We start from the raw sequence: 21,882 nt of genomic DNA, 5'->3' as shown, positions 1-21,882 counted from the left end.
TATGGCAGATTACCAGGGTAAAAATGTTGTCATCATTGGACTGGGCCTGACGGGCCTGTCCTGCGTGGATTTCTTTATTGCGCGCGGCATTACGCCTCGCGTAATGGATTCCCGTATCTCCCCTCCTGGTCTTGATAAGCTGCCTGAGAACGTTGATCGTCATACCGGTTCGCTGAATGAGGACTGGTTGCTGGCGGCGGATTTGATTATTGCCAGCCCTGGCGTGGCGCTGGCAACTCCAGCCTTGAGCGCGGCGGTGGATGCCGGGGTCGAGGTCATTGGTGATATAGAGCTGTTTTGCCGCGAGGCCCAGGCTCCGATTGTCGCGATTACCGGCTCCAACGGTAAAAGTACCGTCACCACCCTGGTGGGAGAGATGGCGAAAGCCGCTGGTGTGAACGTGGGCGTTGGCGGAAATATTGGTCTGCCGGCGTTGATGCTGCTGGACAAAGGCTGTGAGCTTTATGTTCTTGAGCTATCAAGCTTCCAGTTGGAAACCACCCATAGCCTGAAGGCCGCGGCGGCGACCGTTCTGAACGTGACGGAAGATCATATGGATCGCTATCCGTTCGGGATGCAGCAATATCGTGCGGCAAAACTGAGCATCTATGAAAATGCCAAAGTTTGCGTGGTCAACGCAGATGACGCGTTAACGATGCCGGTACGCGGCGCGGACGAGCGCTGTATCAGCTTCGGTGTGGACGTCGGCGATTATCATCTTAATCGTCAGCAGGGTGACACCTGGCTGCGGGTGAAAGGGGAGAAAATCCTCAACACCAAAGAAATGAAACTGGTTGGGCAGCATAACTATACTAACGCGCTGGCAGCGCTGGCGCTGGCGGATGCGGTGAATCTGCCTCGTTCCAGCAGCCTGAAAGCATTGACCACCTATACTGGCCTGGCTCATCGTTTCCAACTGGCCTGGGAACGGAATGGTGTTCGCTGGATTAATGACTCTAAAGCCACCAACGTCGGCAGTACTGAAGCCGCGTTAAACGGTCTGCACGTTGAAGGAACTCTGCATCTTTTGTTAGGCGGTGACGGCAAGTCTGCCGACTTCTCACCTTTAGCTCGCTACCTGCAGGGTGATCGCGTACGCCTTTACTGCTTTGGCCGTGACGGTGCTGAACTGGCTGAGTTACGCCCGGATATTGCCGAGCGTACAGAAACCATGGAGCAGGCGATGAAGCTTGCCGCGGCCCGTGTGGAATCTGGCGATATGGTGCTGCTCTCTCCAGCCTGCGCGAGTCTCGATCAGTTTAAAAACTTTGAACAACGCGGCGACATGTTTACTCAATTAGCGAAGGAGCTAGGCTGATGCGTTTATCTCTCCCTCGCCTTCGCGTCCCCCGTATTCCAGGGTTTGGTATCCTGGCCTGGGTCGCTTCGGCGTTAAAAGGGTGGGTAATGGGCTCCCGTGAGGCCGACGCCAACAGCATGGTGCTGTATGACCGCACGCTGCTTTGGCTGACCTTAGGCCTTGCTGCGATCGGTTTTATTATGGTGACCTCGGCGTCGATGCCGGTTGGCCAGCGCCTGGCAAACGATCCATTCCTGTTTGCCAAACGCGACGGGCTCTACATCATCGTTGCGTTTGTGCTGGCGATGGTGACGTTGCGCTTGCCGATGGATTTCTGGCAGCGTCACAGCACGGCCATGCTGCTGGCTTCGATCGTGATGCTGCTAATTGTACTGGTCGTCGGTAGCTCGGTTAATGGGGCATCACGCTGGATTGCTTTCGGCCCGCTGCGTATTCAGCCCGCAGAGTTTTCCAAGCTGTCACTGTTCTGTTATCTCGCCAATTACCTTGTGCGCAAGGTGGATGAAGTTCGAAATAACCTGCGCGGCTTCCTGAAGCCAATGGGCGTGATTCTGGTGATGGCCGTTCTGCTGCTAGCCCAGCCTGACCTCGGTACCGTAGTTGTGCTGTTTGTCACTACGCTGGCGATGTTGTTCCTCGCAGGAGCAAAGCTGTGGCAGTTTATCGCGATCATCGGGATGGGGATCTCGGCAGTTATCCTGTTGATCCTCGCCGAGCCTTACCGTATTCGCCGCGTAACGTCGTTCTGGAACCCGTGGGAAGATCCATTCGGCAGCGGCTACCAGTTAACGCAATCACTGATGGCTTTTGGGCGCGGTGAATTGTGGGGACAAGGGCTTGGGAACTCGGTTCAGAAGCTGGAATATCTGCCCGAAGCGCACACTGACTTTATCTTCTCGATCATCGGCGAGGAGCTGGGATATATCGGTGTGGTGCTTGCACTTTTGATGGTATTCTTCGTCGCTTTTCGCGCGATGTCCATCGGCAAGCGCGCGCTGGAATTGGATCAGCGTTTCTCCGGTTTCCTGGCGTGTTCTATCGGGATCTGGTTTAGCTTCCAGGCGCTGGTTAACGTTGGCGCTGCGGCGGGGATGTTGCCCACGAAAGGCCTGACGTTGCCGCTTATCAGTTACGGCGGTTCCAGCCTGTTGATTATGTCCACGGCAATCATGCTGTTGTTGAGAATAGATTATGAAACGCGTCTGGCTAAGGCTCAGGCGTTTACACGGAGTGCCAAATGACGGGCAAAGCGAAGCGATTGATGGTGATGGCGGGTGGTACAGGTGGGCATGTTTTCCCAGGCCTGGCCGTTGCCCATCACCTTCGGGCGGAAGGATGGGATATTCGCTGGCTTGGTACTGCGGACCGTATGGAAGCCGATCTGGTGCCGAAAAACGGGATTGAGATCGATTTTATTCGCATTTCTGGCCTGCGCGGCAAAGGCGTAAAGGCCTTGTTGATGGCTCCTGTACGTATTTTTAACGCGTGGCGCCAGGCTCGCGCCATCATGAAAGCGTGGAAGCCGGATGTTGTACTGGGCATGGGCGGGTATGTTTCCGGACCAGGTGGCCTGGCAGCCTGGTCTCTTGGCATTCCGGTTGTCTTGCATGAGCAGAACGGCATTGCCGGTCTGACGAATAAATGGTTGGCAAAGATCGCCACCAAGGTAATGCAAGCCTTTCCCGGCGCATTCCCTAAAGCGGACGTTGTTGGCAATCCGGTGCGGACAGATGTGCTTGCTTTACCGCTTCCGCAAGTGCGTTTTGCCGGAAGAGAAGGCCCGGTTCGCGTGCTGGTTGTCGGCGGTTCTCAGGGCGCTCGAGTCTTGAACCAAACCATGCCGCAGGTAGCGGGGCGCTTAGGTGACTCCGTGACTATCTGGCACCAAACCGGAAAAGGCGGTCAGGCGGTTGTGCAGCAGGCTTACGCTGAAGCAGGGCAGCCTCAGCACAAGGTCACCGAGTTTATTGATGATATGGCAGCAGCCTACGAATGGGCTGATGTTGTGGTTTGTCGCTCCGGGGCGTTAACCGTGAGTGAAATCGCGGCTGCAGGGTTACCAGCCTTGTTCGTTCCTTTCCAGCACAAAGATCGGCAGCAGTACTGGAATGCACTGCCGCTGGAAAAAGCGGGAGCCGCGAAAATACTGGAGCAACCGCAGTTTACCGTGGATGCCGTTACCCGTACCCTGACCGGATGGGACAGAGCAACGCTGCTGGCAATGGCCGAGCGAGCGCGCGCTGCCTCCATTCCTGATGCAACAGAACGTGTAGCAAACGAAGTCAGCGCCGCAGCACGCGCGTAATACTTGTGGGTGGCAAATTGTCGCCCGTAAATTTGATGTAATGGCGGCATGCCGCTTGCAGGTTTAGAGAATGAATACACAACAACTGGCGAAACTGCGTTCAATTGTGCCTGAGATGCGTCGCGTCCGGCACATTCACTTTGTTGGCATCGGCGGCGCCGGTATGGGCGGTATTGCTGAAGTATTGGCTAACGAAGGTTACCAGATCAGCGGTTCCGATTTGGCGCCGAACCCGGTCACGCAGCAGTTGTCGGCACTGGGTGCCACGATTTATTTCAACCATCGCCCTGAAAATGTGCGCGATGCAAGCGTGGTTGTTGTTTCTACGGCAATTTCTGCGGATAACCCAGAAATTGTTGCTGCCCACGAAGCGCGTATTCCGGTCATCCGTCGTGCTGAAATGCTGGCTGAACTGATGCGTTTCCGTCACGGCATTGCGATTGCGGGGACGCATGGCAAAACCACGACAACGGCGATGGTATCGAGCATTTATGCTGAAGCGGGCCTGGATCCAACGTTTGTAAATGGTGGTCTGGTGAAAGCCGCCGGCGTCCATGCTCGCCTGGGCAACAGCCGCTACCTGATTGCAGAGGCTGACGAAAGCGATGCTTCGTTCCTGCACCTGCAGCCGATGGTCTCTATTGTGACCAATATCGAAGCCGACCACATGGATACTTACCAGGGCGACTTCGAAAATTTAAAACAGACGTTTATTAATTTCCTGCACAACTTGCCGTTTTATGGGCGTGCAGTGATGTGCGTAGACGATCCGGTGATTCGCGAGCTTCTGCCGCGCGTGGGGCGTCAAATCACCACATATGGCTTTAGCGACGACGCGGATGTACGCGTTGAAAATTATCAGCAAAAAGGTGCTCAGGGCTTTTTCACCATTGTGCGTCAGGACAAGCCTGAGGTGCATGTGGTGTTGAATGCACCGGGCCGCCATAACGCGCTGAATGCGGCTGCTGCAGTTGCCGTTGCGACGGAAGAGGGCATCGAAGACGGCGCTATTTTGCGTGCGCTCGAAAGCTTCCAGGGAACGGGGCGTCGTTTCGATTTCCTGGGCGAATATCCTCTGGCTCCGGTAAATGGTAAAGCGGGCACGGCTATGCTGGTGGATGACTATGGTCACCACCCAACGGAAGTGGATGCCACCATTAAGGCGGCGCGCGCAGGCTGGCCGGATAAAAATCTGGTGATGATTTTCCAGCCACACCGCTATACGCGTACGCGTGATTTGTATGATGACTTTGCTGGGGTGCTGTCCCAGGTTGACTCCCTGGTGATGTTGGAAGTTTATCCTGCAGGTGAAGCCCCCATTCCTGGTGCGGATAGCCGTTCTTTATGCCGCACCATTCGCGGTCGTGGCAAAGTTGACCCTATTTTGGTTTCTGATCATGCGGAAGTGGCGGAAATTTTAGCCCCTGTTTTGACGGGAAATGATTTGATTCTCGTTCAAGGTGCCGGGAATATCGGCAAAATCGCCCGAAATCTGGCTGAAATCAAATTGCAGCCTCAAACTAAAGAGGAAGGGCGTCATGGCTGATAAGATCGCCGTTCTTCTCGGAGGAACCTCTGCCGAGCGCGAGGTTTCTCTGCAATCCGGCAGCGCGGTGCTGGCGGGATTAAAAGAAGCGGGTATTGATGCACATGCTTTTGATCCACAAAGCGAGTCTGTACTTGAGCTGAAGGCTCAGGGTTTTGACAAGGTTTTTATCGCGCTGCACGGTCGCGGTGGTGAAGACGGGACTTTGCAAGGGCTGTTGGAGTTCCTTCAACTGCCTTATACCGGCAGCGGCGTTATGGCTTCGGCGATAACGATGGATAAGGTGCGCAGCAAACTGCTGTGGCAGGGGGCAGGTTTACCCGTTGCGCCATGGGTTGCCGTCAACCGTCAGGATTTTGCAGCAGGCCTGAGCACAGCGCTGGTTGAGCGTGTTGCTGCATTAGGTTTACCGGTTATCGTCAAGCCGAGCCGTGAAGGTTCCAGCGTAGGTATGTCTAAGGTGGACAGCGTAGATGCGCTGCCAGCCGCGCTTGAGCTGGCCTTCGAGCATGACGAAGAAGTGCTGATTGAAAAATGGTTGAGTGGCCCGGAGTATACGGTTGCGATTTTAGGCGAGGAAATTTTACCGTCTATTCGCATCCAACCCGCTGGAACCTTCTATGATTATGAAGCGAAGTATCTCTCTGATGAAACTCAATATTTCTGCCCTGGTGGATTAATTGAACAAAGAGAGCAGGAATTGCAGGCATTAGTTCTGCAGGCCTGGCAGATTCTCGGCTGTAGCGGCTGGGGCCGGGTCGATGTGATGCTGGATAGCGATGGTCAGTTTTACCTGTTAGAAGTGAATACTTCTCCGGGGATGACCAGCCACAGCCTGGTGCCGATGGCGGCTCGCCAGGCGGGGATGAGCTTCTCACAATTAGTTGTACGTATTTTGGAACTGGCGGACTGATATGTCGCAGGCTGCACTGAATGCGCGTAATCGTGCCGAGGAAAATGCCAGCGCTCGGCGCAGCAACGGCTCCCGTCTGGCAGGGATGATTTTCCTGGGTGCGGTATTGTTGAGCGTGTTTATCGGCGGTTGGATTGTGGTGGGCTGGATGGAAGATGCCCAGCGTTTACCACTCTCCAGGCTGGTGGTAACCGGGGAGCGGCACTACACACGTAATGATGATATACGCCAGTCTATTCTGGCCCTGGGGCCTCCGGGTACTTTTATGACCCAGGATGTGAATATCATCCAACAGCAGATAGAGCGCTTGCCCTGGATCAAGCAGGCAAGCGTTAGAAAGCAGTGGCCGGACGAATTGAAGATTCATCTGGTTGAATATGTGCCGATAGCACGTTGGAATGACCAGCATATGGTTGACGCAGAGGGGAATTCCTTCAGCGTACCAGCAGAGCGTACCAGCAAGCAGACTTTACCGATGCTTTCCGGCCCGGAAGGCAGCGAAAACGAAGTTCTGCAAGGTTACCGTGACATGGGCGTGGTGCTGGCAAAGGATAAATTTACGTTGAAACAAGCGGCTATGACCGCTCGTCGCTCCTGGCAGTTGACGCTGAATAACGGAATTAAGCTCAACCTTGGTCGGGGCGACACGATGAAACGTCTGGATCGTTTTGTAGAACTGTACCCGGTTCTGCAGCAGCAGGCGCAGGCTGATAACAAACGGATCAGTTATGTCGACCTGCGATACGATTCAGGCGCCGCGGTAGGTTGGGAGGCACTTCCTCCTCCGGTACCTAATCCGAATCAGCAACAGAATCAGGCACAGGCAAAACAACAATGATCAAGGCGACGGACAGAAAACTGGTAGTTGGACTGGAGATTGGCACCGCGAAGGTTGCCGCTTTAGTAGGGGAAGTTCTGCCCGACGGTATGGTCAATATTATTGGCGTGGGCAGTTGCCCTTCGCGTGGTATGGACAAAGGCGGGGTAAACGACCTTGAGTCGGTGGTTAAATGCGTTCAACGGGCGATTGACCAGGCTGAATTGATGGCAGACTGCCAGATATCTTCAGTTTACCTGGCGCTGTCCGGCAAGCATATCAGCTGCCAAAACGAGATAGGCATGGTGCCGATTTCGGAAGAGGAAGTGACGCAGGAAGATGTTGAAAATGTGGTGCATACGGCAAAATCAGTGCGTGTTCGCGATGAACACCGCGTTCTGCATGTGATTCCGCAGGAATACGCTATTGATTACCAGGAAGGGATCAAAAATCCGGTAGGCCTGTCCGGCGTCCGTATGCAGGCGAAAGTGCATCTGATTACCTGCCATAACGATATGGCAAAAAACATCGTTAAAGCGGTTGAACGTTGTGGTTTGAAAGTTGACCAATTAATTTTCGCCGGTCTGGCCGCAAGCTACGCGGTACTGACCGAAGATGAACGCGAGCTGGGTGTCTGTGTTGTGGACATCGGCGGTGGTACCATGGATATGGCGGTGTATACCGGCGGTGCGCTGCGTCACACCAAAGTTATCCCTTATGCAGGGAACGTAGTTACCAGCGATATCGCCTATGCGTTCGGAACGCCACCGAGCGATGCTGAGGCGATTAAAGTTCGCCATGGTTGTGCCCTGGGATCTATCGTCGGCAAAGACGAGAACGTTGAGGTTCCGAGCGTGGGTGGACGCCCACCACGCAGTCTTCAGCGTCAGACGCTGGCTGAAGTGATTGAGCCTCGTTACACCGAGCTGCTCAACCTGGTCAATGAAGAGATTTTGCAGTTACAGGAGCAGCTTCGCCAGCAGGGTGTGAAACATCATCTGGCGGCGGGGATTGTGTTAACCGGCGGCGCGGCACAAATAGAAGGCCTGGCAGCCTGTGCTCAGCGTGTGTTCCATACGCAGGTGCGTATCGGTCAGCCGTTGAATATTACTGGCCTTACTGATTATGCCCAGGAGTCGTATTACTCGACCGCAGTAGGGTTGCTGCACTACGGGAAAGAGTCACATCTCAGTGGTGAAGCAGAAGTGGAAAAAAGGACCTCTGTTGGCTCATGGTTTAAGCGACTGAACAGCTGGCTGAGAAAAGAATTTTAATTTTTATAAGAGACCGGAGACAATTAGCGGTCTCAGGCGACAGGCACAAAACGGAGAGAAACTATGTTTGAACCTATGGAACTGACCAACGACGCGGTGATTAAAGTCATCGGCGTCGGTGGCGGCGGCGGTAACGCCGTTGAACACATGGTGCGTGAACGCATCGAAGGCGTTGAATTCTTTGCGGTTAACACTGACGCTCAGGCACTGCGTAAAACCGCTGTCGGCCAGACGATCCAGATCGGTAATGGGATCACTAAAGGTCTGGGTGCAGGCGCAAATCCAGAAGTGGGTCGTAACGCTGCGGAAGAAGACCGCGAAGCTTTACGCGCTGCGCTGGACGGGGCAGACATGGTGTTCATCGCTGCTGGCATGGGCGGTGGTACCGGTACGGGTGCTGCTCCTGTTGTTGCCGAAGTAGCTAAAGATTTGGGTATCCTGACCGTTGCCGTCGTGACTAAGCCTTTCAACTTTGAAGGCAAGAAGCGTATGGCTTTCGCGGAGCAGGGTATCGCCGAGCTGTCTAAGCACGTTGACTCTTTGATCACTATCCCGAATGACAAGCTGCTGAAAGTGCTGGGGCGCGGCATTTCTCTGCTTGACGCATTTGGTGCAGCAAACGACGTACTGAAAGGCGCCGTGCAGGGTATTGCCGAACTGATTACTCGTCCGGGCCTGATGAACGTTGACTTCGCGGACGTGCGTACTGTTATGTCCGAAATGGGCTATGCCATGATGGGCTCTGGCGTGGCCAGCGGCGAAGACCGTGCTGAAGAAGCGGCAGAAATGGCTATCTCCAGCCCGCTGCTGGAAGATATCGACCTGTCTGGCGCTCGTGGCGTGTTGGTTAACATCACCGCTGGCTTCGACCTGCGTCTGGATGAGTTCGAAACCGTGGGTAACACCATTCGTGCGTTCGCATCTGACAACGCAACTGTGGTTATCGGTACTTCTCTGGATCCAGAGATGAACGACGAACTGCGCGTAACTGTTGTTGCTACTGGGATCGGCATGGACAAACGTCCTGAGATTACCCTGGTGACTAACAAGCAGGTACAGCAGCCAGTGATGGATCGCTACCAGCAGCACGGTATGGCTCCGCTGACGCAAGAGCAAAAGCCGGCCGCTAAAGTGGTTAACGACAATACACCGCAGACGGCGAAAGAGCCTGATTATCTGGATATTCCAGCGTTCCTGCGTAAGCAAGCTGATTAAGAATAAACCGGAAGTTGGGAATATTCGCTCTTTGTGCTAAACTGGCCTGCCGTTAGTGATATACACTCTCGGCTAGCTTAGTAATTTGGCGGGATTATACGATGATCAAACAAAGGACACTTAAACGTATCGTTCAGGCGACTGGCGTCGGTTTACATACCGGCAAGAAAGTCACACTGACGCTGCGCCCTGCGCCGGCAAATACCGGGGTCATCTATCGTCGCACCGACTTGAATCCTCCGGTAGATTTTCCGGCTGATGCCAAATCCGTGCGGGATACCATGCTCTGTACTTGTCTGGTCAACGAGCATGATGTACGGATTTCTACCGTAGAGCACCTCAACGCTGCCCTGGCAGGGCTGGGTATCGACAACATTATTGTTGAAGTCGATGCGCCAGAAATCCCTATTATGGACGGCAGTGCGGCGCCGTTTGTCTATCTGCTGCTTGATGCAGGGATTGACGAACTGAACTCGGCCAAGAAATTTATACGTCTGAAAGAGACGGTTCGCGTGGAAGATGGCGATAAATGGGCTGAAATGTCACCGTTTAATGGTTTCTCGTTGGACTTTACCATCGACTTCAACCATCCGGCGATTGATGCAAGCACCCAGCGCTACACCATGAACTTCTCTGCTGAAGCATTTATGCGTCAGATTAGCCGTGCGCGTACCTTCGGTTTTATGCGTGATATCGAATATCTGCAGTCCCGCGGCCTGTGCCTGGGCGGCAGCTTCGATTGTGCCATCGTTGTTGACGATTATCGCGTATTGAACGAAGACGGCCTGCGTTTTGAAGATGAATTCGTTCGTCACAAAATGCTGGATGCTATCGGCGATCTGTTCATGTGTGGCCACAACATTATCGGCGCGTTTACCGCCTATAAGTCTGGTCATGCCCTGAACAACAAACTGCTGCAGGCTGTTTTGGCTAAACAGGAAGCCTGGGAATGGGCGACCTTCGAAGACGAAGCCGAACTTCCGCTGGCGTTTAAAGCACCTAAACTGGTGCTGGCGTAACGCTTAAATTAGCGATTACGACTGGTTTTGCTGGTACCCTCTCCGGCCAGTGAAGCCAGTCGTTCTATTGTTGCTCTTAATTTCTCCGGGCTACGTTTAGCCACCTCTCTCAACACTTCTGCACTCTGCTTACTCAGTTGACGATTTACTTCGTATTTCTCAGTCTCTGTCTGAGTGGTGTTTTCTTGAACAAATTCCTGCCCTTTTACCGCCAGTGAAGGATTAATCCTGATGTCGATTGATGTCAATGATGGTAAGATTTGGGCGCGTAATGCACTCAGCAGCGTGGCTTGTTCATAGCGTAAGCGCATCAGCCAGCTGGCATTTGCGGTTTCAAGGACGAGAATGCCCTGACGGAAGTTGGCCACCCGGCACCAGGGATGCAGTGGAGCAGGCAAAATGCCTTTCACTGCCCGGTTAAGACGCAGCAGAGCGACGGCACGTTGCTGTACGCTCTGTAGCATGCTTTCCTGACCGGCTTCGTCAAACAGATTTTCTAAAGATTGCGGGCGACTGTCGCGCATACATTAAGCTCCGGCGGAAAAAGTGATTGGTATTCTAAATCGTTGGCGACAATTTGGCAGACGTTATTTCTGGCCGCATCTCCTGTTGGGGATGGTCGCGGCGAGTTTTGGCATGCCTGCACTCAACGGTAACACAGAAACCGGTGTGCCCGCTGAAGCTTCCGCCAGCCGTCACGATTCGGCGCGGCAGCTGCGTTTCGATAGCCTTGTTCAACTGCAAGAAAGCACTCGCCGTCCTTCCTTTAGTGTGGACTACTGGCACCAGCATGCAATCCGCACCGTTATCCGTCATCTTTCCTTTGCTATGGCACCTCAGGCTTTGCCTGTGGCACAGGAAAGCGTGCCGCTTCAGGCACAGCACCTTGCCCTGCTGGACACGCTTAGCGCGCTGTTAACGCAGGAAAGTAAACCTCCCGTTATTGTTCGCCAGACTGCGTTTAGGTCATCTCCTGTAGGAGACGTTTTCAGTACCGTGACGTGGATCCGTCAGGTACAGGGCATCCGCGCAGGCCCGCTTTGCCTCAGCTAATTCATCTTCCAAACTAACAACAATTTATTGACCGTACTGACGGCAGGCGTTTGAGAATTTATTATGCTAATCAAATTATTAACTAAAGTTTTCGGTAGTCGTAACGATCGTACACTGCGCCGTATGCGCAAAGTGGTTTCCGTAATCAACAGCATGGAACCGCAGATGGAAAAGCTCACGGATGATGAGCTGAAGGCTAAAACCGGTGAGTTCCGCGCGCGTCTGGAAAAAGGTGAAGTGCTGGAAACGCTAATCCCGGAAGCTTTCGCCGTTGTTCGTGAAGCAAGTAAGCGCGTCTTCGGTATGCGTCACTTCGACGTGCAGCTGCTGGGCGGCATGGTCCTGAACGATCGCTGCATCGCGGAAATGCGTACTGGTGAAGGTAAAACCCTGACGGCAACGCTGCCAGCTTATCTGAATGCACTGAGCGGCAAAGGTGTGCACGTTGTTACCGTGAACGACTACCTGGCCCAGCGTGACGCCGAAAACAACCGTCCTCTGTTTGAATATCTGGGCCTGAGCGTAGGAATTAACCTGCCAGGCATGCCAGCGCCAGCTAAGCGTGAGGCTTACGCAGCAGACATCACCTACGGTACCAATAACGAATACGGTTTCGACTACCTCCGCGACAATATGGCTTTCAGCCCTGAAGAGCGCGTGCAGCGCAAGCTTCACTATGCGCTGGTGGATGAAGTCGACTCCATCCTGATCGATGAAGCGCGTACGCCGCTGATCATCTCCGGCCCTGCGGAAGACAGCTCTGAGCTGTACAAACGCGTGAACAAAATCATTCCGCACCTGATGCGTCAGGAAAAAGAAGACTCTGACACCTTCCAGGGTGAAGGCCACTTCTCCGTGGATGAAAAATCTCGCCAGGTTAACCTGACCGAACGTGGTCTGGTACTGATTGAAGAGCTGCTTGTGCAAGAAGGCATGATGGAAGAGGGCGAGTCGCTGTACTCACCAGCCAACATCATGCTAATGCATCATGTGACCGCGGCACTTCGCGCCCATGCGCTGTTCACCCGCGACGTTGACTACATCGTTAAAGATGGCGAAGTCATCATCGTTGATGAACACACGGGCCGTACTATGCAGGGGCGTCGTTGGTCAGATGGTCTTCACCAGGCCGTTGAAGCCAAAGAAGGCGTCGAAATTCAGAATGAAAACCAGACGTTGGCGTCCATCACCTTCCAGAACTACTTCCGTCTTTACGAGAAGCTGGCAGGGATGACCGGTACTGCAGACACCGAAGCGTTTGAATTTAGCTCTATTTATAAGCTCGACACCATCGTTGTGCCGACCAACCGTCCAATGATCCGTAAAGATATGCCGGATCTGGTTTACATGACCGAACTGGATAAAATTGGCGCGATTATCGAAGACATTAAAGAGCGTACCGCGAACGGCCAGCCTGTGCTGGTGGGGACCATCTCCATTGAGAAATCTGAAGTGGTTTCCAATGAGTTGACCAAGGCCGGTATCAAACACAATGTTCTGAATGCCAAGTTCCACGCCAACGAAGCGGCTATCGTTGCTCAGGCGGGTTACCCAGCCGCGGTAACTATCGCGACTAACATGGCGGGTCGTGGTACGGATATCGTGTTGGGCGGGAGCTGGCAGGAAGAGATTGCTGAGCTGGATGAGCCAACGCCAGAGCAAATTGCTCAGATCAAAGCGGACTGGAAAGTTCGCCACGATGCGGTACTGGCTTCAGGTGGTCTGCATATCATCGGCACCGAGCGTCATGAATCCCGCCGTATCGATAACCAGCTGCGTGGCCGTTCTGGCCGTCAGGGTGATGCTGGTTCTTCCCGCTTCTACCTGTCGATGGAAGATGCCCTGATGCGTATCTTCGCCTCGGATCGCGTATCCAATATGATGCGTAAACTGGGTATGAAGCCGGGCGAAGCCATTGAACACCCTTGGGTAACCAAGGCGATTGCCAACGCACAGCGTAAAGTCGAAAGCCGTAACTTTGATATTCGTAAGCAGCTGCTGGAATACGATGACGTCGCAAACGATCAGCGCCGCGCTATTTATACCCAGCGTAATGAGCTGCTCGACGTTACCGACGTGAGCGAAACCATCGCCAGCATTCGTGAAGACGTCTTCAAAGTCACCATCGATGCGCATATTCCGCCTCAGTCTCTGGAAGAAATGTGGGATGTAGAAGGTCTGGAAGAGCGTCTGAAAAACGACTTTGATCTCGAGATGCCAATCAAAGAGTGGCTGGATAAAGAACCTGAGCTGCACGAAGAAACGCTGCGTGAGCGTATTCTGCAGACGGCGATTGAGCTTTATCAACGTAAAGAAGAAGTCGTGGGTGCAGAAATGATGCGCCACTTCGAAAAAGGCGTGATGCTGCAAACGCTGGATTCCCTGTGGAAAGAGCATCTGGCCGCAATGGATTACCTGCGTCAGGGGATCCACCTGCGCGGTTATGCGCAGAAAGATCCGAAGCAGGAATACAAGCGTGAATCCTTCTCTATGTTTGCCGCGATGCTGGAGTCACTGAAATATGAAGTGATCAGCACCCTGAGCAAAGTCCAGGTCCGCCTGCCGGAAGAAGTTGAAGCGATGGAACAACAGCGTCGTGAAGAAGCCGAGCGTCTGGCACGTATGCAGCAGCTTAGTCATGTGGATGATGAAACTCAGGCCGCACAGGCGCTGGCAGCAGAAACTGGCGATCGTAAAGTGGGTCGCAACGATCCTTGCCCTTGCGGTTCCGGTAAAAAATACAAACAGTGCCATGGCCGTCTGAGCTAAGGTCTGACAAAATCGAAAAGGCGCAGCTTGCTGCGCCTTTTTTACGCATGGAGTTTGAGAATATGAAGCAACTGCAAATCGCTGTCGGCATTATCCGTAATCAACAGGGTGAAATTTTTATCACGCAGCGCGCAGCCGATGCGCACATGGCGAACAAATGGGAATTTCCCGGCGGGAAGATTGAGGCAGGTGAATCCCCGGAACAGGCCGTTATCCGGGAACTACAGGAAGAAACCGGTATTGTGGTGCAAAGTGCCAGCCTGTTTGAAACCCTGGAGTACCAGTTCCCGGATCGTCATATTTCCCTGTGGTTCTATCTGATAGAAAGTTGGGAAGGTGAACCCTGGGGCAAAGAAGGGCAACCCGGGCGTTGGGTTGCTCAAGGGGAACTCATCGCCGACGAGTTTCCGCCAGCCAATGAGCCCGTCATTTTAAAGCTGCTAAACGATTAGCGTTCCTGTTCTTCGCTCCAGCCTTCGCTTTCAGAGAGGTCGCCGCTGCTGGGAATACGTTTTTCCTCAGCGGCCCACTCGCCCAGGTCGATTAGCTGGCAGCGCTTGCTGCAAAATGGTCGGTATGGGCTGCTTTCGTTCCAGATAACCGCTTTGCCGCAGCCAGGACAATTAACGATGGTTTCTTCGTTCATGTTTTTTCCTTAGCAGCAGGCCAGCTCAAAGTCGAGGCGTTCAGGCACCAGGCCATTTTCTGAATCCAGCGGCATAAAACGAATCGCAAAGCGGCTTTTGTGGCCGGAAATCTGTGGATAAAGCTGATCGCCGAGAGTGAGATGAAGACGAAGCAGGTCGGCATCGTCGCCATTGTCCTGGTAGAATCCATTGAGGCTGGTTTGTTTCCGGAATGGCGCAGAATTGCGGATGATGTCCAGCAGAAGATCGAGCGACTGTTTCACTGGTTCGAGACTGTTTAGCCAAAAATGAACCTGAGCATCGCGTTGTTCCTGCGGCAGATAAAGCCAAATGTGCAGGGTAGGCAGGTCGAAGCTACAGCAGCCGCCTGGGATGCTAAGCCGCTGGCGTACCAGCGCAATAAGGCGATCTTCTCGCAGAATTTGCCCGATGCGCGGCGCGGCCATCAACACGCTGCCGCAGCTCTCCAACTGGCTTCGCAGCGAGTCGATGCGCTGCATATCAACCCCCGGGACTTCTGACCAGCTCAGCAGTTTACGCTGCTGACGGCTTATCTCTTTGAGAATATCGGTGCGAATTTCGCCCCTTTCAAACACATCCAGTAAGTCACCGACGTTACGAAAAAAATGCAGCGCCTTTGCGCTGTCATTGATAGGAAGTGCTGACTGCATCTGTTGGATCAAAAACTCAATACGCAGCCATGTGCGCATTTTCTCATTCAATGGGTGTTCGAAAAGAACCTGAGTGTTCATCATTCTGCTTCCTGTTGTGCGGCCAGACTAGCCAGTTTCAGGTACTGGCGATGCAGGCGGTCAACATGCACGACAACGTCCTGGGGACTGCCGTCATTATTAATTACATCATCTGCTACGGCGAGGCGAGCTTCCCGGGACGCCTGAGCGTCCAGAATCTGTTGGGCGTGTTCGCGGGAAACATTGTCCCGCAGCATAGTACGCGCAATCTGGGTCTCGGGGGAAACATCCACCACTAAAATCCGGTCTGCCTTTTGTTGCAGATTGTTTTCTACCAGCAGAGGGACTACCCACAACACGTAAGGTGAGGTAGCACGAGCAATCTCATCACGAGTTTGCTGCTGGATAATAGGATGTAGCAGGTTATTAACCCATTGCTTTTGCTGCGGGGAGCTGAAGATCGTTTCTCTCAACGCTCGACGGTTTAAAGAACCATCTTCCAGAAGGATCTTTGGGCCAAAATGTTGAGAAATGAGAGCTAACGCACGTTGACCTGGCTCAACAACCTGACGGGCAATTACATCTGCATCTATGACGGTGACTCCAGCGCGGGAAAAGGCTTCGGCGATGGTACTTTTACCACTGCCAATGCCGCCCGTAAGTGCAACCGTGTAAACCATAAATAACCGATCCTGATGCTATATTTATCAATAAGATAAAAAGTCTTTAGTGGCGTGATTTTAGGTGATTTTATTTCACGTAAAAATCGGGTATTCGCCGTCTGCGGGCTTTTTACCGTTTACCAGGTAAATTTAAACGATTGTAGCGTAAAAAAGTCGGTTTTCGCAGTCTTGCGGAGTCATTATTACTGCGTATGATAGCGTCACTGGAGTTGGCTGTTGTTTGCTCGTTTTACTTTAAGCCACAGGTACGTTTTCCGTGCTTGCTCACCCCAGCGTCTGATTTCTGTATATCTGGGTTCCGGGCTTGCCGTTGTTCTCTGTCTTGAGTAATGAAGAGCCTACCGCCGATCGCGTTCATCGCCATTCGACCCAGGGATCTGCATCATGCGTATTGAAGAAGATTTGAAGTTAGGTTTTAAAGACGTTTTAATTCGCCCAAAACGCTCCACCCTCAAAAGCCGTTCAGACGTTGAGCTGGAACGTCAATTCACATTTAAGCATTCCGGTATCACCTGGTCTGGCGTCCCTATTATTGCTGCGAATATGGACACCGTAGGCACTTTCGCGATGGCGCAGGCGCTGGCCTCATTCGATATTCTTACCGCCGTGCACAAACACTACTCTGTAGAAGAGTGGAGCAATTTTATTCGTTCCGTGCCTGAAAACCTGTTACGCCATATCATGGTCTCAACCGGCACTTCTGATGCAGATTTTGCCAAAACTAAGCAGATTCTGGCTCTGACTCCTGCACTGAAATTTATCTGCATCGACGTGGCGAACGGCTACTCTGAGCACTTCACCCAGTTCGTCAGCAAAGCCCGCGAAGCTTGGCCTGATAAAGTTATCTGTGCGGGTAACGTGGTTACCGGTGAAATGTGTGAAGAATTGATTCTGTCCGGGGCCGATATCGTGAAAGTGGGCATTGGCCCAGGCTCTGTATGCACCACGCGCGTTAAAACCGGCGTGGGGTATCCTCAGCTTTCCGCCGTGATTGAATGTGCTGATGCAGCTCACGGCTTAGGAGGCCAGATCGTCAGCGACGGTGGCTGCACTGTGCCGGGCGATGTGGCTAAAGCCTTTGGTGGTGGAGCTGACTTCGTTATGCTGGGCGGTATGCTGGCAGGGCATGAAGAAAGCGGTGGTACCGTTGTTGAGCAGGATGGCGAGAAGTTTATGTTGTTCTACGGCATGAGCTCCGAGTCTGCCATGACCCGCCACGTAGGCGGTGTCGCGCAGTACCGCGCTGCAGAAGGAAAAACCGTTAAGTTGCCTCTGCGAGGGCCGGTGGAAATTACCGCTCGCGATATCCTTGGCGGCCTGCGTTCTGCCTGTACCTATGTAGGTGCCTCTCGCCTTAAAGAGCTGACTAAACGCACAACTTTCATCCGCGTAGCGGAACAGGAAAACCGCGTTTTCAATAGCCTCTGATGAGCATCGATGACGCAGTTCAGACTGCGTCATCCTCCTCCTCCCATGGCATCCCCCATCTGGAAAATAGGTAGATACATGGCTATCACCAGCGTGCCAATAATCAAGCCAATGACCAGCATCATGACTGGCTCCAGCGTGGCGGCAAGATTTTCAGCCAGCTCCTGCGTTTTCTCATAATGCCAGCGCGCCAGGCGCTCAAGCATCAGATCCAGAGAACCGGATTCTTCACCAATTCGAACCAACTGTTGGCAAAGTGGTGTGAAATACCCCGACTGCTCCAACGCCTGCCAGAGGGGCTTTCCCTCGGAAACCCGATCGCGTATATCAGTAATTTGCCGTTGCCAGAACGTCTGGGTCAGCGTTTTTTCAACCGCTTCAAGACCCTGTAACAGGGGGACGCCAGAGTGCTGAGACAGCGTTAGTACGGTAAATATCTGGCTGAGTAGCTGGCCTCGCCTCAAGGGAGCAATGACCGGTATTTTTAACAGCAGTAATTGTTCTTTTTCTCGAATGGCGGGTTGGGTGCGGCGAAGCCACCAACCTATAACGGCTAAGAGCATAGCGGTTAAAATCCACCATCCTCCTTGAGACGTTGCCCACTCTGAAATACTCATAACGGCCTGGGTGATCGCGGGCAGAGGCGCGTTAAAAGAACGATAGATATTGGCAAACTCAGGCAGAACAAACCCAACCATGCCTGCGGTTACCAGCAGTGCAACAATCAAAATAAAGAGCGGATAACGCAGGGCTTTTACGACCTTTTTGCTGAGTTGGTAGTGTTGTTCTTGTTGTTCTGCCAGCCGCTGGCAGCAATCTGCAAGCCTTCCCGTCAGCTCTCCGGTATGCAGTAATGCAATAAACAGGGGCGGGAAGATATGGGGCCATTGCTTAAGCGCTTCGGAAAACGGTATGCCCTGCGCTACCTGTCGTTCTATGTGCTGTAATAATGCCGACCATGCAGGTTTGGGATGCTGTCGGGCTATGAGCAACAGCGCGTCAGTTAAGGCGATACCGGCATGGATCAGCGCTGCAAGTTGCCGGACAAAGTCAATTTTGTGCTGAATATGCCAACAGGATCTTCCTGACAGCGATGATTTTTTAACGGACAGGAGCTGAAGCTGCTGCTGAGCAAGCTCCTCCTCAAGAGAAGTGCGCTCGACGGCAAGCGATTCACCATTTTTTAATTGGCCTTCGTGGTCTATGGCTTCCCATCGCCAAAGCAGAGGTTTAGGCATGTGGCACACCTAGCACGCGGTAAACCTCTTCCAGTGTCGTATGGCCTTGTGCTACGGCAACGCAGCCATTTTCGAAAAGCGTACTCATCCCTTGCTCTCTGGCGAGTCTTTCAATGTTACTTGCGGATTCGCCTTGCGTGATGGCTTGTCTTAGAGCGGCGGATAGCGGCAGGATTTCAAATAACGCTGTTCGCCCATAATATCCTCCGTAGCAACGTTCACATCCTGTCGGATGCCAATTGGGCAGCGCGGAAGGCCAAATGTGTCCCGGTAATGTTATGGCTGGTTCGTGGTGTGTTTTGCAGTGAGGGCAAAGCTTTCTCACCAGCCTTTGAGCCACGATGATATTCAAGGCAGACGCGATCATCCAGCGAGGAATGGCCATTTGCTCCAGGCGGACAAGCGTTTCAACGGTGGAGTTGGTGTGCAATGTCGATAAAACCAGGTGCCCGGTCTGGGCAGCTTTGATGGCAATTTCTGCTGTTTCACCATCCCTGATTTCACCGACCATAATGACGTCTGGATCCTGCCTCAGTAATGCGCGCAGGACGTGCTGAAAGGTGAGACCAGCCTTAGGGTTTATCTGCGTCTGGTTCAGCCCTTCCTGAGGAATTTCTATTGGATCTTCTACGCTGCAGACGTTGATACCCGATTGGTTAAGCGCCGCCAGGGCACTATACAGCGTAATGGTTTTTCCGCTCCCTGTAGGACCGGTTACCAGAATCATCCCCTGCGGGGCCAGGAGTGATTGCTGAAGTTGTTTTTTTTCATCCACTGACATCCCCAGAGAATGAATGTCCATATGCTGTTTGCCCTGCTGAAGAAGCCGTAAAACGACCTTCTCGCCGTATCGGCAAGGCAGCGTCGAGACGCGAAATGACGCTTTCACCTCCTCGGCGAGGTAGTCCATTTGTCCGTCCTGAGGCAGCCGCTTTTCCGCGATATCCAGGTTAGCCAGAATTTTGAGCCTTGCAGTGACGGACGCTGCCATTGCCTGAGGTAGTAGTGGTTGACATTGCAGCACGCCATCAATGCGAAGCCGAATTCGATAGGCATTTTCGAAGGGCTCAAAATGGATATCGGATGCACGCTGCTGTACGGCGGTGGCAAGTGTTGTATTCAAAAGTGCGACCACTGAACTGCTGCGGTCGTGCTCCGAAGGCTGAGAGGGCTCCAGGGTTTGCCATTTCTCGAGCCGTTCAATGGGCCAGATCTCTACATCAATGTGTTTATCACAAAGAAAGCGGAGCGCCTCGTACATTTGCTCGTTTGGGGCTTCAACCGCAGCAATTCGTACCGCGTCAGGCGTTTCCTCTATCAGTATGGCGTTGTAGTGCTGGCATAGGGAGTTAAGCTGTTCTTTTGTGCTCATTTATCAGCCCCCGCTTGCGTTTCGTTAAAGCGGAAAACATCTTCACAGGCTTGTTTCAGCGGCGATCCGTTTTCAGCACTGCAGACCCTTGCCCAGCCGGTTACGCCGTTAGCGTCGCTCCACTGAGGGGTGAACGTAACCGCCAGCCCGTTCAGGGATTCCTGGCCGTTGAGCGTCACAATCCCGCTGGCAACGCTCATTGAACTGATGTAGCGCGTCGTTTTGGTTTCAGCGATGCCGTTACTGCCTGCATTGCAACCGGAGATCCCTCCACGCTCGATGGCACAAAGTTCGACGGCGGTACGATAGGGCAGGAAGGTTTGCAGCATATCGGTCAATGCTGCTTTACGAAGGTAGTTTTGATATCCAGGAATGCCGATGGCGCTCAGAATGGCGATGATGCCTATCACCACCATTAGCTCAATTAGCGTAAATCCTTTTTGCTTGTTCATCTGTCGCTCCTTTTGGTTAGAGAGCAACACTGTGCTGAACAGGCTAAGCAATAGCGAACAGGGAAACGGACATTCGGGAAATGCCTTCCGAGTTATTTAATGCAGTTGTATGTATCGACAATAAAAATGGAAGTCAGTACGCAAAAAAGCGGGCGCGGTAATGGCCGGCCCGCCGTGGTGTTGCATTAGCGGAAGCGCATAGACAAGTCGAGGGCGCGTATGTGCTTAGTCAGAGCGCCTACGGAGATGTAGTCCACGCCGGTATCAGCGAATGTTCTCAGCGTCTCTTTGGTCACGTTGCCAGAGACTTCCAGGCGCGCTTTCCCTTGGGTGAGTGCCACGGCTTCACGCATTTGCTCAACGGTAAAGTTGTCCAGCATGATGATGTCAGCCCCAGCTTTGAGCGCTTGTTCCAATTCATCCAGTGACTCAACTTCCACTTCTACCGGCACGTCAGGGTGCATCCAGAATGCTTTCTCCACTGCCTGACGAATAGAGCCGGAAGCAATAATGTGATTTTCTTTGATCAGGAAAGCATCGGAAAGGCCGAGGCGATGGTTGCTGCCCCCGCCGCATAGCACGGCATATTTCAGCGCGGTGCGCAGGCCCGGAAGCGTTTTACGGGTATCCAGCAACTGCGTTTTAGTGCCCTCAAGCAGCGCCACGTAACTGTTAACTTCGCTGGCTACGCCTGAGAGCGTTTGTACGAAGTTCAGCGCCGTTCTTTCTCCGGTCAAGAGAATACGGGCCGGGCCATTAAGCTCAAAAAGTGGCTGATTGATGGTGACTTCAGCGCCATCTTCGACATGCCAGGTCACCGTCACCTCGCCGCCAAGCTGAATAAAGACTTCTTCTACCCAGCGTTTACCGCAAAAAATGCCATTTTCGCGGGTGATAACAACCGCATGCGACGTGTTTTCTGGGGGTAATAATTGTGCCGTGATGTCGTTGTTTGGGTCGACTTCACCGCCCAGATCTTCCCGCAGCGCCTGGGCTACGGCGAGAGGGATATCGAGGGTAATTCGTTCGAGCAGCTCGTCACGTCGGCGGTCAGGATTATAACGGCGGGGCGGCATGATTAAACTCCAGAATGAATAAGTTAATATTGTTTCATGCTACTCTGAAGCGACTTCAAGTA

Annotated in this window: 21 protein-coding genes; 13 read left to right on the top strand and 8 right to left on the bottom strand. The window is 53.1% G+C overall.

The genetic code is table 11. The annotated features are described in order from the left end of the window. Position 1 precedes the first annotated feature (1 nt). From murD to lpxC, 9 genes are all read left to right on the top strand, one after another. Entirely contained in the window at positions 2 to 1,318 is a 1,317-nt protein-coding gene (gene murD, locus F3J28_RS13385) for a UDP-N-acetylmuramoyl-L-alanine--D-glutamate ligase (protein ID WP_166876797.1), read from the top strand. Then, positions 1,318 to 2,562 carry a cell division protein FtsW gene (ftsW, locus tag F3J28_RS13380; RefSeq protein WP_039290282.1) on the top strand — a complete coding sequence of 415 codons (1,245 nt, stop codon included), beginning with the start codon at positions 1,318 to 1,320 and terminating at the stop codon, positions 2,560 to 2,562. The genes murD and ftsW overlap by 1 nt, the downstream gene beginning before the upstream one ends. Further along, complete coding sequence (gene murG, locus F3J28_RS13375) at positions 2,559 to 3,626, top strand: undecaprenyldiphospho-muramoylpentapeptide beta-N-acetylglucosaminyltransferase (RefSeq protein WP_166876795.1); 1,068 nt, start codon at positions 2,559 to 2,561, stop codon at positions 3,624 to 3,626. The genes ftsW and murG overlap by 4 nt, the downstream gene beginning before the upstream one ends. 70 nt (positions 3,627 to 3,696) lie before the next feature. Then, positions 3,697 to 5,172: a UDP-N-acetylmuramate--L-alanine ligase gene (gene murC / locus F3J28_RS13370; protein WP_166876792.1), complete on the top strand. Its 1,476-nt coding sequence runs from the start codon at positions 3,697 to 3,699 to the stop codon at positions 5,170 to 5,172. Continuing rightward, positions 5,165 to 6,085, top strand: a complete 921-nt coding sequence (locus F3J28_RS13365; RefSeq protein ID WP_166876789.1) for a D-alanine--D-alanine ligase — start codon at positions 5,165 to 5,167, stop codon at positions 6,083 to 6,085. Before murC ends, F3J28_RS13365 begins: the two co-directional genes overlap by 8 nt. Position 6,086: 1 nt before the next feature. Then, positions 6,087 to 6,923 carry a cell division protein FtsQ gene (gene ftsQ, locus F3J28_RS13360; RefSeq protein WP_166876787.1) on the top strand — a complete coding sequence of 279 codons (837 nt, stop codon included), beginning with the start codon at positions 6,087 to 6,089 and terminating at the stop codon, positions 6,921 to 6,923. Then, positions 6,920 to 8,176, top strand: coding sequence for a cell division protein FtsA (ftsA, locus tag F3J28_RS13355; RefSeq protein WP_008461798.1), 1,257 nt, complete (start codon positions 6,920 to 6,922; stop codon positions 8,174 to 8,176). The genes ftsQ and ftsA overlap by 4 nt, the downstream gene beginning before the upstream one ends. A 63-nt stretch (positions 8,177 to 8,239) precedes the next feature. Continuing rightward, on the top strand, positions 8,240 to 9,391 hold the full coding sequence (gene ftsZ, locus F3J28_RS13350; RefSeq protein WP_008461800.1) for a cell division protein FtsZ: 1,152 nt from the start codon (positions 8,240 to 8,242) through the stop codon (positions 9,389 to 9,391). Between the two features lie 101 nt (positions 9,392 to 9,492). Beyond that, entirely contained in the window at positions 9,493 to 10,410 is a 918-nt protein-coding gene (gene lpxC / locus F3J28_RS13345; RefSeq protein ID WP_085541415.1) for a UDP-3-O-acyl-N-acetylglucosamine deacetylase, read from the top strand. A gap of 8 nt (positions 10,411 to 10,418) precedes the next feature. Here lpxC and F3J28_RS13340 read toward each other — a convergent pair whose 3' ends face one another. Further along, the gene (locus F3J28_RS13340) at positions 10,419 to 10,934 is read right to left on the bottom strand and encodes a DUF721 domain-containing protein (RefSeq protein ID WP_166876784.1); all 516 of its coding nucleotides are present in this window, start codon (positions 10,932 to 10,934) and stop codon (positions 10,419 to 10,421) included. 22 nt (positions 10,935 to 10,956) lie between these two features. Between F3J28_RS13340 and secM the strand changes: the two genes are divergently transcribed. From secM to mutT, 3 genes are all read left to right on the top strand, one after another. Beyond that, complete coding sequence (secM, locus tag F3J28_RS13335) at positions 10,957 to 11,463, top strand: secA translation cis-regulator SecM (protein ID WP_166876782.1); 507 nt, start codon at positions 10,957 to 10,959, stop codon at positions 11,461 to 11,463. A 63-nt stretch (positions 11,464 to 11,526) separates the two neighbouring features. Continuing rightward, complete coding sequence (secA, locus tag F3J28_RS13330) at positions 11,527 to 14,232, top strand: preprotein translocase subunit SecA (RefSeq protein ID WP_008461809.1); 2,706 nt, start codon at positions 11,527 to 11,529, stop codon at positions 14,230 to 14,232. A 62-nt stretch (positions 14,233 to 14,294) separates the two neighbouring features. Further along, the gene (gene mutT / locus F3J28_RS13325; protein WP_008461811.1) at positions 14,295 to 14,684 is read left to right on the top strand and encodes an 8-oxo-dGTP diphosphatase MutT; all 390 of its coding nucleotides are present in this window, start codon (positions 14,295 to 14,297) and stop codon (positions 14,682 to 14,684) included. Here mutT and yacG read toward each other — a convergent pair. From yacG to coaE, 3 genes are read right to left on the bottom strand one after another with little or no spacing between them, the layout of a single operon-like run. Continuing rightward, the gene (gene yacG, locus F3J28_RS13320; protein WP_008461812.1) at positions 14,681 to 14,878 is read right to left on the bottom strand and encodes a DNA gyrase inhibitor YacG; all 198 of its coding nucleotides are present in this window, start codon (positions 14,876 to 14,878) and stop codon (positions 14,681 to 14,683) included. The two genes, mutT and yacG, sit on opposite strands and share 4 nt — an antisense overlap. 9 nt (positions 14,879 to 14,887) lie before the next feature. Next, positions 14,888 to 15,631, bottom strand: a complete 744-nt coding sequence (gene zapD / locus F3J28_RS13315) for a cell division protein ZapD (RefSeq protein ID WP_008461814.1) — start codon at positions 15,629 to 15,631, stop codon at positions 14,888 to 14,890. Further along, complete coding sequence (coaE, locus tag F3J28_RS13310; protein ID WP_166876779.1) at positions 15,631 to 16,251, bottom strand: dephospho-CoA kinase; 621 nt, start codon at positions 16,249 to 16,251, stop codon at positions 15,631 to 15,633. Before coaE ends, zapD begins: the two co-directional genes overlap by 1 nt. 387 nt (positions 16,252 to 16,638) lie before the next feature. Here coaE and F3J28_RS13305 point away from each other — a divergent pair, with 387 nt between their 5' ends. Continuing rightward, positions 16,639 to 17,682 carry a GMP reductase gene (locus tag F3J28_RS13305; RefSeq protein ID WP_166876777.1) on the top strand — a complete coding sequence of 348 codons (1,044 nt, stop codon included), beginning with the start codon at positions 16,639 to 16,641 and terminating at the stop codon, positions 17,680 to 17,682. A 29-nt stretch (positions 17,683 to 17,711) separates the two neighbouring features. Here the strand turns inward: F3J28_RS13305 and hofC are convergent, their stop codons facing one another. The 4 genes from hofC to nadC form a co-directional block, all read right to left on the bottom strand. After that, positions 17,712 to 18,920 carry a protein transport protein HofC gene (gene hofC, locus F3J28_RS13300; protein WP_166876774.1) on the bottom strand — a complete coding sequence of 403 codons (1,209 nt, stop codon included), beginning with the start codon at positions 18,918 to 18,920 and terminating at the stop codon, positions 17,712 to 17,714. Further along, the gene (gspE, locus tag F3J28_RS13295; protein ID WP_166876772.1) at positions 18,913 to 20,292 is read right to left on the bottom strand and encodes a type II secretion system protein GspE; all 1,380 of its coding nucleotides are present in this window, start codon (positions 20,290 to 20,292) and stop codon (positions 18,913 to 18,915) included. Before gspE ends, hofC begins: the two co-directional genes overlap by 8 nt. After that, positions 20,289 to 20,744, bottom strand: coding sequence for a prepilin peptidase-dependent pilin (gene ppdD / locus F3J28_RS13290; protein WP_166876769.1), 456 nt, complete (start codon positions 20,742 to 20,744; stop codon positions 20,289 to 20,291). Before ppdD ends, gspE begins: the two co-directional genes overlap by 4 nt. A 185-nt stretch (positions 20,745 to 20,929) precedes the next feature. Beyond that, positions 20,930 to 21,820 carry a carboxylating nicotinate-nucleotide diphosphorylase gene (nadC, locus tag F3J28_RS13285; RefSeq protein WP_166876766.1) on the bottom strand — a complete coding sequence of 297 codons (891 nt, stop codon included), beginning with the start codon at positions 21,818 to 21,820 and terminating at the stop codon, positions 20,930 to 20,932. Between the last annotated feature and the right edge of the window lie 62 nt (positions 21,821 to 21,882).

This window comes from Enterobacter sp. Ap-1006, assembly GCF_011752835.1.
In the GTDB taxonomy this organism is placed as follows: domain Bacteria; phylum Pseudomonadota; class Gammaproteobacteria; order Enterobacterales; family Enterobacteriaceae; genus Cedecea.
The sequence above is the reverse complement of the archived record's forward strand: the minus strand, read 5'-3'. Positions and strand labels throughout refer to the sequence as shown.

Coding starts and splice junctions, on each gene's coding strand:
- murG (WP_166876795.1), top strand. CDS start 2,559: ATGACGGGCAAAGCGAAGCGATTGATGGTGATGGCGGGTGGTACAGGT.
- murD (WP_166876797.1), top strand. CDS start 2: ATGGCAGATTACCAGGGTAAAAATGTTGTCATCATTGGACTGGGCCTG.
- zapD (WP_008461814.1), bottom strand. CDS start 15,631: ATGAACACTCAGGTTCTTTTCGAACACCCATTGAATGAGAAAATGCGC.
- mutT (WP_008461811.1), top strand. CDS start 14,295: ATGAAGCAACTGCAAATCGCTGTCGGCATTATCCGTAATCAACAGGGT.
- ftsW (WP_039290282.1), top strand. CDS start 1,318: ATGCGTTTATCTCTCCCTCGCCTTCGCGTCCCCCGTATTCCAGGGTTT.
- nadC (WP_166876766.1), bottom strand. CDS start 21,820: ATGCCGCCCCGCCGTTATAATCCTGACCGCCGACGTGACGAGCTGCTC.
- F3J28_RS13305 (WP_166876777.1), top strand. CDS start 16,639: ATGCGTATTGAAGAAGATTTGAAGTTAGGTTTTAAAGACGTTTTAATT.
- ppdD (WP_166876769.1), bottom strand. CDS start 20,744: ATGAACAAGCAAAAAGGATTTACGCTAATTGAGCTAATGGTGGTGATA.
- F3J28_RS13340 (WP_166876784.1), bottom strand. CDS start 10,934: ATGCGCGACAGTCGCCCGCAATCTTTAGAAAATCTGTTTGACGAAGCC.
- coaE (WP_166876779.1), bottom strand. CDS start 16,251: ATGGTTTACACGGTTGCACTTACGGGCGGCATTGGCAGTGGTAAAAGT.
- F3J28_RS13365 (WP_166876789.1), top strand. CDS start 5,165: ATGGCTGATAAGATCGCCGTTCTTCTCGGAGGAACCTCTGCCGAGCGC.
- secA (WP_008461809.1), top strand. CDS start 11,527: ATGCTAATCAAATTATTAACTAAAGTTTTCGGTAGTCGTAACGATCGT.
- ftsZ (WP_008461800.1), top strand. CDS start 8,240: ATGTTTGAACCTATGGAACTGACCAACGACGCGGTGATTAAAGTCATC.
- hofC (WP_166876774.1), bottom strand. CDS start 18,920: ATGCCTAAACCTCTGCTTTGGCGATGGGAAGCCATAGACCACGAAGGC.
- lpxC (WP_085541415.1), top strand. CDS start 9,493: ATGATCAAACAAAGGACACTTAAACGTATCGTTCAGGCGACTGGCGTC.
- ftsA (WP_008461798.1), top strand. CDS start 6,920: ATGATCAAGGCGACGGACAGAAAACTGGTAGTTGGACTGGAGATTGGC.
- gspE (WP_166876772.1), bottom strand. CDS start 20,292: ATGAGCACAAAAGAACAGCTTAACTCCCTATGCCAGCACTACAACGCC.
- ftsQ (WP_166876787.1), top strand. CDS start 6,087: ATGTCGCAGGCTGCACTGAATGCGCGTAATCGTGCCGAGGAAAATGCC.
- murC (WP_166876792.1), top strand. CDS start 3,697: ATGAATACACAACAACTGGCGAAACTGCGTTCAATTGTGCCTGAGATG.
- yacG (WP_008461812.1), bottom strand. CDS start 14,878: ATGAACGAAGAAACCATCGTTAATTGTCCTGGCTGCGGCAAAGCGGTT.